The organism is Flavobacterium sp. UBA4854, from assembly GCF_002399805.1.
GTDB lineage: Bacteria > Bacteroidota > Bacteroidia > Flavobacteriales > Flavobacteriaceae > Flavobacterium > Flavobacterium ginsengisoli.
In genome coordinates this window covers 26,946-36,501 of sequence record NZ_DHEI01000051.1, presented here as the reverse complement: position 1 = coordinate 36,501, position 9,556 = coordinate 26,946, and the positions used below count along the sequence as shown (strand labels likewise).

General features: G+C 34.2%; 9 protein-coding genes. 4 read left to right on the top strand and 5 right to left on the bottom strand.

Annotated elements, in window-relative coordinates:
- Positions 1-188 precede the first annotated feature (188 nt).
- From B3J44_RS07235 to gcvT, 4 genes are all read right to left on the bottom strand, one after another.
- Positions 189-581 carry a DUF1033 family protein gene (locus B3J44_RS07235; protein ID WP_286967426.1) on the bottom strand — a complete coding sequence of 131 codons (393 nt, stop codon included), beginning with the start codon at positions 579-581 and terminating at the stop codon, positions 189-191.
- A 78-nt stretch (positions 582-659) separates the two neighbouring features.
- Entirely contained in the window at positions 660-1,373 is a 714-nt protein-coding gene (locus B3J44_RS07230; RefSeq protein ID WP_135220250.1) for a YebC/PmpR family DNA-binding transcriptional regulator, read from the bottom strand.
- A 294-nt stretch (positions 1,374-1,667) separates the two neighbouring features.
- Positions 1,668-3,704, bottom strand: a complete 2,037-nt coding sequence (locus B3J44_RS07225; protein ID WP_286967423.1) for a carboxy terminal-processing peptidase — start codon at positions 3,702-3,704, stop codon at positions 1,668-1,670.
- Between the two features lie 198 nt (positions 3,705-3,902).
- Positions 3,903-4,985, bottom strand: coding sequence for a glycine cleavage system aminomethyltransferase GcvT (gene gcvT / locus B3J44_RS07220; protein WP_286967422.1), 1,083 nt, complete (start codon positions 4,983-4,985; stop codon positions 3,903-3,905).
- 234 nt (positions 4,986-5,219) lie between these two features.
- On the opposite strand from gcvT, the gene B3J44_RS07215 reads away from it, so the two are divergent.
- The 3 genes from B3J44_RS07215 to B3J44_RS07205 all read left to right on the top strand — a co-directional run bounded on the left by B3J44_RS07215 (position 5,220) and on the right by B3J44_RS07205 (position 7,515).
- Positions 5,220-6,068: an NAD(P)H-hydrate dehydratase gene (locus B3J44_RS07215; protein ID WP_286967420.1), complete on the top strand. Its 849-nt coding sequence runs from the start codon at positions 5,220-5,222 to the stop codon at positions 6,066-6,068.
- 294 nt (positions 6,069-6,362) lie between these two features.
- Positions 6,363-7,142: a HipA family kinase gene (locus tag B3J44_RS07210; RefSeq protein ID WP_198857179.1), complete on the top strand. Its 780-nt coding sequence runs from the start codon at positions 6,363-6,365 to the stop codon at positions 7,140-7,142.
- Positions 7,132-7,515: a DUF3037 domain-containing protein gene (locus B3J44_RS07205; RefSeq protein ID WP_286967419.1), complete on the top strand. Its 384-nt coding sequence runs from the start codon at positions 7,132-7,134 to the stop codon at positions 7,513-7,515. The genes B3J44_RS07210 and B3J44_RS07205 overlap by 11 nt, the downstream gene beginning before the upstream one ends.
- Before the next feature lie 383 nt (positions 7,516-7,898).
- Here the strand turns inward: B3J44_RS07205 and B3J44_RS07200 are convergent, their stop codons facing one another.
- On the bottom strand, positions 7,899-9,017 hold the full coding sequence (locus tag B3J44_RS07200; protein WP_286967418.1) for a pectate lyase family protein: 1,119 nt from the start codon (positions 9,015-9,017) through the stop codon (positions 7,899-7,901).
- 237 nt (positions 9,018-9,254) lie between these two features.
- Here B3J44_RS07200 and B3J44_RS07195 point away from each other — a divergent pair.
- On the top strand, positions 9,255-9,556 hold a 302-nt coding region (locus B3J44_RS07195; protein ID WP_414654772.1), incomplete at its 3' end, for a Crp/Fnr family transcriptional regulator.

Here is a 9,556-nt window from a genome sequence, read left to right as displayed (position 1 = left end):
TTTTTTAGCTAATAACACTAATGACAATAAATAAGATTACAAGCGCTATTACAGCAAATTTCATAAATTTTGATGATTGCATAATGAAGATTTAAATGGTTTTACATCTGATATTAGCAAATATAATTTTTTATTTGAAACTAAAACCAAAATAAATTGAAACAAAAAAGTTTTAAAAACTCCAATTTTTATATTTTCCAGTACCTGCAATTTTCAGGAATCATTTCTAAAAATTGATTCTTATTTTCTATAAAAATACCTTTCCAGCCTTCAATAATTCTATTTTCTAAAGCTTGGTCAAAAAAGTTATTATAAAGTTCCTTATGATCAAAGTCGATATACAAACTAGGAAGATAAGTGCTTTTTTCTAAATCGGAATATTCAGTTTTAAATGCATTATGTATAGTTTCAAATTCAATTTTTAAAGATTCTATTTCTTGAAAATAATTAGCATTAAGAATGTCATTTTCCCAATCGTCTAAAAGCCACCATGAGTTTTCTCCAAAATAAAGAGATAGTTTGCCATCTAATTTTACGACAGCGAATATTCCATTTTGAAATTTGCTAAAATAAGAATTCATTATTTCTAAGAATTTGCGTTTATGGTAAAAAAAAAGCTCCGAAGAATCCAGAGCTTTAAAATATATTTTATAGAAAGACTATTCTTCTTTCATTGTATGATAAACGTTCATTACGTCATCATCTTCTTCTATTTTTTCGATTAATTTTTCAACGTCAGCGATTTGAGCTTCAGTCAATTCTTTAGTAATTTGCGGAATACGCTCAAAACCAGAAGAAAGGATTTCAAGACCTCTGTTTTCTAATTCTTTTTGTAAAGCACCAAAACTTCCAAAAGGAGCATAGATTAAGATTCCGTCTTCGTCTTCAAAAACTTCCTCAGCACCAAAATCAATTAATTCTAATTCTAACTCTTCAGCATCGATACCTTCTTTTGCAATTCTGAAGTTGCAAGTGTGGTCAAACATAAACTCAACAGAACCTTGAGTTCCCATAGTACCGTTGCATTTGTTGAAATAACTACGAATGTTAGCTACAGTTCTGTTATTGTTATCAGAAGCAGTTTCAATTAAGATTGCAATTCCGTGAGGAGCGTATCCTTCAAACAAAATTTCTTTATAGTTAGCAGTGTCTTTATTACTTGCATTTTTAATAGCGCGCTCAACATTGTCTTTAGGCATGTTTGCAGCTTTCGCATTTTGTATAACGGCTCTTAATCTAGAATTGGCATCTGGGTTTGGTCCACCTTCTTTAACAGCCATTACGATATCTTTACCAATTCTGGTAAATGTTTTGGCCATTGCAGACCAACGTTTCATTTTTCTTCCTTTTCTAAATTCGAACGCTCTTCCCATTTCTAATTTTTAGTTTTGTGATGCAAAAATAAGGTTTTCCAAATTTTTACAAAAACAAAACAATTCTTTTTTATAGAATGTTTTTGAGATTTTTTAAGATTCAAGTTTCAGATTTCAAGTTGAATGGCTTAAGTAGAATGTAACCGCAAAGTGCGCAAAGACATTATTTTTAAAGTGAGGTTTGCAAAACGCAAAGCTTTATATAAAAAACTTTGCGAACCCCGCATAAACAATAGCAATCGGGATTGCAGTAAAAAAACTTAGAACCTTAGCAGCTTAGTATCTTAAAAAAAACTATTTCATGCCTCCGTTAAATTCGTTAATGATATTTACAGCTTCGTTAAGGTATGGATTTATTTTAAGGTTATCCATTTGATCTTGATTAATCGTTTTATCATTTGGATAAGCGCCTAAAAGAAACTGATTAACACTAGAATTGTAAACATCAAGCGGATTATTTTCGTCATTAAAAGTATTGATCTCTGTCCAAAGTGCACCTAATGTCTTTTTCTGTGTAAAAACCGCATCCAATGTCAACGGAATTTCAGATTTTGGAGCATTTACAAGCTGATCTATTTTAATATTGATCTTTTTGATATTGTTAAAAAAGTAATTATCAGATAATCTCTGCGCGCTGTTTTTTGCAATTTTATCTATTAGATTTCGCTTTACGTAAGTTTTGTATTTTAAGAAAGGCTCGATACTATCGTTTTTCATAGCCGTCGGGAAATCGCTTTCTTTTTGGTAAATGTCTTCGTAAAATTCAGGAAGCACAACATCTGGTTTTACGCCTATATATTGGTGGCTTTTACCTGTAATTCTGTAAAACTTATTAATAGTAATTTTTAAGAAATCGGTATTTTTTTCCTCGTCAAGCGGAAGAATAGTCTGCATTGTAGCCTTTCCGAGCGTAGAGCTTCCTAACAAAAGAGCTCGATTATAATCTTGCATAATAGAAGAAAAGAATTCGCTTGCCGAAGCCGTGTTGCTATTAACCAGCACTACAATTGGTCCTCTGTAAATAACACCTTTAAAAGGATCATTAATTACAGATTTCTCTTTTTTGTTGTCAACGACTATCGAAAGCGGACCATAATCTACAAACATTCCAGCAAGTTTTATGGCTTCCTCCATAGAACCGCCGCCATTATCGATAAGATTAATAACAAGCCCTTTTATGTCGTCTCGCTGCAGTTTTATAACTTCGCGGGCAACATCATCTGCACATCCTTTTCTGCTAGTGCCATCAAGGTCGGCATAAAAGCTCGGAATTTTAACATATCCAATTTTGCTGTCTTTGCCAATGATGAAACTAAAAACAGAATTTTCTTCATCTTTCATCATTTTCTTTTCAATATAAACATCAAAACTTTTACCAGAATTACGTTTTAAAGTAAGCGTAATCTGTTTGTTGTTTTCTGATAAAATCATTGAAGAAATAGATTCTAATGAAGCGCAAGAAACCTGAAGCGTTTCTTTTTGGTTGGAAATCGAAATAATCTGATCGCCTTTTTTTATCTGCCCAGTTTGATACGCAGGACCGTTTGGATCTACCTCATCAATAATGATTTCGTTTTTCTCGTTTAGGTTTACTGTCATTCCAAGTGACAAATGTTCTTTTGATAAAGAAGCAACAAAACTTGTTTTAGAATCATCGCTAAAATAAGCCGTATGCGGGTCAAAATAAGTGCAGAAGAAATTATATAGTTTTTCTTCCTGTTTGGTATTAGATTCTATTAGGGTGCTAAAACGGCAAATTTCATTTGTAAGAATTTGATTTTTAGAAATTTGTTCAATCGATTTGAAATTGGTTCTTAAAGAATCCAGATTATCACTTGTTTCAGCAATATCGTCTAAGATTTGATAACGCAGTTTTTTTACCCAAACCTTTTCTAAGTCTTCTTTCTTTAAATAAAAAGCAAAAGATTTTTTATAAAAACGTATAGTATCTTTTTTAGAATAATCAATTGGCATGGCCTGAATTTTTTCTAAAACTTTCTTAGTGCGAATAAGACCATTTATATACGTAGCTTTTATATCAGTAAGAAAACTGCAATCGTTTTTTAAGATTAAATCGTCAAGATTGTAGCGATATTTTTGAGCCAATTCGTCGTATTCGCTCTTATAAAAAATATTGCGAGAAGGATCCAGTTCGTTAATAAGATTGTCAAAAACAAACACAGAGAGGCTGTCATCAACAGGTTTAGGTCTTAAATGTTCCGCTTGAATGAGCGCATTTATTTTGTTTAATATTTCACAAGTTTCTGCGCTGTTCTGACCAATGGACATAGTTGATGTTAGCAAAAAAAGGAGTAGTGAAATCTTTTTCATAAATGAAATTCATGGTTCATCATTAAAGTTACACTAATTTTTTTACAAATTGTAGTATTTTTTTCGAAATATCGACAACAAAAAGTATTTAACCGTTAAACGAACAAACGGTAGAAGAACATTGACTAAAACAGCTTTTTATACAAACAAAAAATGCGTTACATCGGTAACGCATTTTTTAATTTATTTCGATAAAAGTTATTTCTTGTAGAATGGCAATTTTACCACTTTAGCAGGAACATCATTTTTTCTAATTCTAATAAAAATATCGCTGTCAACGGCACTGTTAGCAGTTGTAACATAACCTAAACCAATTCCTTTATTCATAGAAGGAGACATTGTTCCAGAAGTTACAATTCCGATTACCGCTCCAGAACCATCAACAATCTCATAATCGTGTCTTGGTACCGCACGCTCCTGCATTTCAAAAGCAACTAATTTTCGTGCAACACCAGCTTCTTTTTGCTTTTTAAGCGCTTCAGAATTCGTAAAATCTTTAGTGAATTTGGTAATCCATCCTAAACCAGCTTCAAGAGGAGAAGTGGTGTCGTTGATATCATTTCCGTAAAGGCAGAATCCCATTTCTAAACGTAAAGTATCGCGCGCAGCAAGACCAATCGGCTTAATACCAAAAGAAGCTCCTGCTTCAAAAACTTTGTTCCAGATTGCTTCAGCATCGGCATTTTTGCAATAGATTTCAAATCCGCCAGAACCAGTATAACCAGTAGCAGAAATAATTACGTCATTAAATCCAGCAAAATCGGCTACTTCAAAATGATAATATGTAATCGCTGACAAATCAACAGAAGTCAAAGACTGCATAGCTTCAACTGCTTTTGGTCCTTGAATCGCTAGTAAAGAATATTCATCAGAAAGATTCTTCATGTCAACTCCTAAATCATTGTGAGATGAAATCCAGTTCCAGTCTTTTTCAATATTCGAAGCATTTACAACAAGTAAATACTCTTCCTCTTTCATTTTATAAATAATCAAATCGTCAACAATTCCGCCTTCGTTATTTGGAAGACAAGAATATTGCGCTCTTCCAATTGTCAAAGTAGAAGCATCATTTGAAGTCACTTTCTGAATCAAAGCCAAAGCATTTGGACCCGTTAACAAAAATTCACCCATGTGCGAAACGTCAAAAACCCCCACGCCGTTACGAACTGTTTCGTGTTCAGCATTAACCCCTTCATAAGTAATAGGCATATTATAACCAGCAAAAGGAAGCATTTTTGCTCCTAAACCTTCGTGTATGTGCGTAAGCGCAGTATTTTTCATTGTGTTGTTTTATAAAATTGTTCTGCAAATCTATTCAAAAAATATCGATTTCGAATACCTTAAATTATAAATTTCGCAATAATTTGGAGCTATTTCCTGCTATCCGCTATATCTTTTTGTTTTTAAAGAAAAAACAAAAAGGATGCCGCTACTATCAGGGCTAGGACTATCAGTTTCAAAAGACGAGTTTTGATTTCAATTTTTTATGTAATTTTATTGTATAAAATCGTCTAGATGAAATCATCGTATTTAATTACAAAAGAAGAAATTCTAAAATTATACAAACCTATAAATCCTAAAACTCATAAAGGAACACAAGGTCATGCGGTGATTATTGCCGGAAGTTATGGCAAAATAGGGGCAGGAGTTTTAGCTTCAAAATCTTGTCTAAAATCTGGCTGCGGACTCGTAACGACTTTTATACCAAAGTGCGGTTATCAAATCCTTCAGATCTCTATTCCTGAAGTCATGACCGTAACCGACGAAAACACCAATTTTATTACCAACATTCATTTACCGCTAATGCCGCAAGCTGTTGGAATAGGTCCAGGAATAGGAAAGGAGCTAGGAACACAAAAAGCCTTATTTGAATTTCTGCGAATAAATAAAGCGCCTTTAGTTATCGATGCAGACGCATTAAATATTATCTCAGAAAATTTATCATGGCTAGAATTGGTTCCAGAAGACACAATTCTAACACCTCATCCAAAAGAATTAGAACGTTTAATTGGAAAATGGAATTCAGAATCGGAGAAATTCCAGAAAACAATTGCTTTTTCAGAAAAATACAAAGTGATTATCGTCATGAAAGGCGCACCAACATTTATTATAAACAGAACTTCTGTTTACGAAAATACAAGCGGAAACGCCGCACTCGCGACCGCAGGAAGCGGAGATGTCTTAACCGGAATTCTCACAAGTCTTTTAGCACAAGGCTATGAACCCAAATATGCTTCCAAAATGGGCGTTTACCTCCACGGATTAACAGCCGATTTAGCTTTGCCAAAAACAGGTTATGAATCTTTTACGGCTTCTACGATTATTAAGTATTTAGGGAAAGCTTTTCTTGAATTAGGTAATTAGAGAATGTGTCAATTTGATAATTAGCTGTACGTTTTGTCACCCTAAGGAACGAAGGGTCACACAAGTAATTCTACACAGTAACCATAAAGTAATTCGCCAATCTTTGTCGAGTTTCTAGTGTGATCCTTCGTTCCTCAGGATGACAAAAAATGAGAGTAAATCTGCCAAGATCTGCTCAAATCTTTTTGAATCTGCGTGAAAGGAAAAATCTAAAATCAAAAATCATTAAGTTTGTAACATCCAAGATTAGAGACTTAGCATCTTAGTTTCTTAGCATCTTAGAATCTTTAAAAAATGAAAAATTTCGACTTAAGAACAGTAAATGTCATGCGTTATATAACGCCACTGCGCGAAGGCGGTTCTTTACCCGCATTAGCAGAAGCCGATGACGATTTTAAATACGTATTAAAATTTAGAGGAGCCGGACACGGCGTAAAAGCTTTAATAGCCGAATTAGTTGGCGGACAAATCGCAAAAGCTTTAAAATTGCAATTGCCAGAATTAGTATTCGCAAATCTCGACGAAGCTTTCGGAAGAACAGAAGGCGACGAAGAAATCCAAGATTTACTGCAAGGAAGTCAGGGCTTAAACTTAGCACTTCACTTTTTATCTGGCGCAATTACTTTTGATCCAGTTGTAACAACTGTCGATGCTAAATTAGCATCACAAATTGTTTGGCTAGATGCTTATATAACCAATGTCGACCGAACTTTCAGAAACACCAATATGTTAATTTGGCATAAAGAATTATGGCTGATTGATCATGGTGCGTGTTTGTACTTTCATCATTCTTGGAGCAATTGGGAACAACATGCTAAAAGTCCGTTTGCATTGATAAAAGATCACGTTTTACTGCCTCAGGCTTCAATGTTAAAAGAAGTTGATACTGAGTTTAAAGCGATTCTTACGCCAGAAATTTTAGAAGAAATTGTAAATACAATTCCGCTAGACTGGTTGCAATGGGAAGATGCAGACGAAACTCCAGAAGGATTGCGAAATGTTTATTTGCAGTTTTTAAAGACAAGATTAGAGAATTCAGAAATATTTGTAAATCAGGCGCAAAATGCAAGATAATCACTTATACGAATATGCTGTGATTCGTGTTGTGCCAAGGGTAGAGCGCGAAGAATTCCTAAATATCGGAATCATTTTGTTTTGCAAAAAAGCTAAATTTATAAAGGTTCTTTTTCATTTAAATAAAGAAAAAATACAAGCCCTTTCTGACGATTTCGACATCGAACAGTTAGAATGTAATTTAACTTCATTAGAAAAAATCGCCAAAGGAGCCAAAGACGGCGGTCCAATTGCTGAATTTGAAATTCCAGAACGTTTTAGATGGTTAACAGCCATTAGAAGTTCAGCAATTCAAACCTCAAGACCTCATCCAGGTTTTAGTCAGGATTTGGAGAAAACTATTCAGCGTTTGTTTGAGGAGTTGGTGCTTTAAAGAGTAGCTAAGATGCTAAGATTCTAAGTTTTTTGTTGAGGCGCATAGCAGTGCGTTTGACATTCTTTAAGAAATATCGCAACCCCGATAGCTATCGGGAGCAGAGGCGCAAAGTTTTTTTGATAAAGTTTCCATACACTTTGTCATTTCGACGAAGGAGAAATCTTCACAAGTAACTCCACAAAGTATATCGCCAATCTTTGTCGAGTTACTTGTGAAGATTTCTCCTTCGTCGAAATGACAATTTTGGGTATACTATATGAAATGAAAAACTTAGTGCCTTTGCGTCTTCGTGGCAAAATAAAAAATAAAAAACCACGAACTGCATTTACTGCAATCCGTGGTTCTAACTAAAAACTAACTTACTATTTATTCTAATTCAATTAAAAAGAACCGCAAACATTACCTCCTAAAGTAGGTCCTGCATTAGCAGAAATATCAGCTTTAACAGCCGTTTTAGCTAATTTCACAATAGAATATGGCGGAGTAAAAGCAGTACCGCTTCCAGCTTGAGTTCCCGTTACACTTGTAAATACATTATCAGTAGCTGTAACTGCAGTATAACCCGTCATTAAATCGATAGGATTTTTTACCCCTTCAAAAACATTGCTTTCTACGCGAATATTTGCTTCAAATCCTGCTGCAATACATTTATTGCTTACAGTGCTATTAAAGAAACTGTTTACAATATGCACTTGTCCAAAGCGAACTCTTGGCATTCTTTCTTTACAGCCTGGAGCCCACCAGCATCTTGCAAAAGTAATTCTCAGTTTACCGCGGTCGGCAGTTGCACCATCGCTAGAACCAATTAAGTTAGAGAAACGGTGATCATCAGTTCCTCCAGAACCTCCGGCTTTTGGAGCTTTTAGATAGTGAAATTTAGTGTACGTAACAGAAATATAATCTGATTTGTTTTTGATGTCGAAGTTTCCGTCAACACCGTCTCTAAATTCGCAGTGATCTACCCAAACATTTTGGCAGTCGTCTAAAATTGCATTATCCCAACCATCTGTATCATAAGCACCTGGACCTTCAAAAATCAAGTTTCTAATAATGATGTTTTTACATCTTTTAATGTTAATGATTCCAGAACCGTCTTTAGTTTGATTCGTTGAAACCAATTTTGCACCACTAGCACCATAAATTGTTTTTCCGGTTTGATCTTGAAAAGACAATCTAGTAGTAATGGTAATTGTTCCAGATACTTTAATCACTTTTACAGAAGTGTTTTCAATCGCCGATTTCAGCTGAGCGTAAGTGGTAACTGTAGTTTCGGCAGAAGACCCGCCACCAGTTGTTCCTCCATTTTGCGAGGCCCATCCTGGAACCTCAGCGCAATTTCCAACTTTAGCCGTAGTATTGGTTGCTGAAGCATTAATCGCTGTTTCGTTTGTTGGTTGAATACTTGCTTCTGTGTTTGAAGCGATTTCTTCAGAATTACATGCCGTAAATCCGAGAATCAATGCTGCTGCGAACATTGAAAGTTTTGATTTTAAGTTCATAATTAAGTTTGGTTATTTATAAAAGTTTGACAACGCAAAACTCAATATTATTTGTAGGAAAAAAGTTGAACAAGTTCAAACTTTTACAAAAAAATCTACGAAATGTATTTTTTTAACACTTGTAAATTTACAAAAATGCACAAATAGCTTATTTTTACGTAATCGATTACATTGGTTAAGCCCCTAATTAATGATGAATCGATAAACAAACTTATTCCTTAAACAAAAACCACAAAAATGTACAACCTACTAAGAAAAAACATTGAAAGGAAAATTCCGCTCACAGATGAAGAATGGGACATAATTGTTTCGAAAGCAGAGATTATCAAACTCAAAAAGAATCAATTTCTGCAAATCCAAAATTCAAACAGCAGTTACGAAGGATTTATTTTAAAAGGATCATTCAAGACCTACATTGTAAATGAAAATGGAACAGAAACCGTAATTTTCTTCTCGTTCGAAAACGAATGGATTTGCGATCTGGAAAGTTTTTACCATCAAAAGCCGACCACGTACAACATTAAAGCCATTGAAGACAG

Bases quoted from the DNA above. Each gene is read 5' to 3' on its own strand.
- B3J44_RS07215 (WP_286967420.1), top strand. From the start codon at position 5,220: ATGAAATCATCGTATTTAATTACAAAAGAAGAAATTCTAAAATTATAC.
- B3J44_RS07210 (WP_198857179.1), top strand. From the start codon at position 6,363: ATGAAAAATTTCGACTTAAGAACAGTAAATGTCATGCGTTATATAACG.
- B3J44_RS07235 (WP_286967426.1), bottom strand. From the start codon at position 581: ATGAATTCTTATTTTAGCAAATTTCAAAATGGAATATTCGCTGTCGTA.
- B3J44_RS07205 (WP_286967419.1), top strand. From the start codon at position 7,132: ATGCAAGATAATCACTTATACGAATATGCTGTGATTCGTGTTGTGCCA.
- gcvT (WP_286967422.1), bottom strand. From the start codon at position 4,985: ATGAAAAATACTGCGCTTACGCACATACACGAAGGTTTAGGAGCAAAA.
- B3J44_RS07200 (WP_286967418.1), bottom strand. From the start codon at position 9,017: ATGAACTTAAAATCAAAACTTTCAATGTTCGCAGCAGCATTGATTCTC.
- B3J44_RS07225 (WP_286967423.1), bottom strand. From the start codon at position 3,704: ATGAAAAAGATTTCACTACTCCTTTTTTTGCTAACATCAACTATGTCC.
- B3J44_RS07230 (WP_135220250.1), bottom strand. From the start codon at position 1,373: ATGGGAAGAGCGTTCGAATTTAGAAAAGGAAGAAAAATGAAACGTTGG.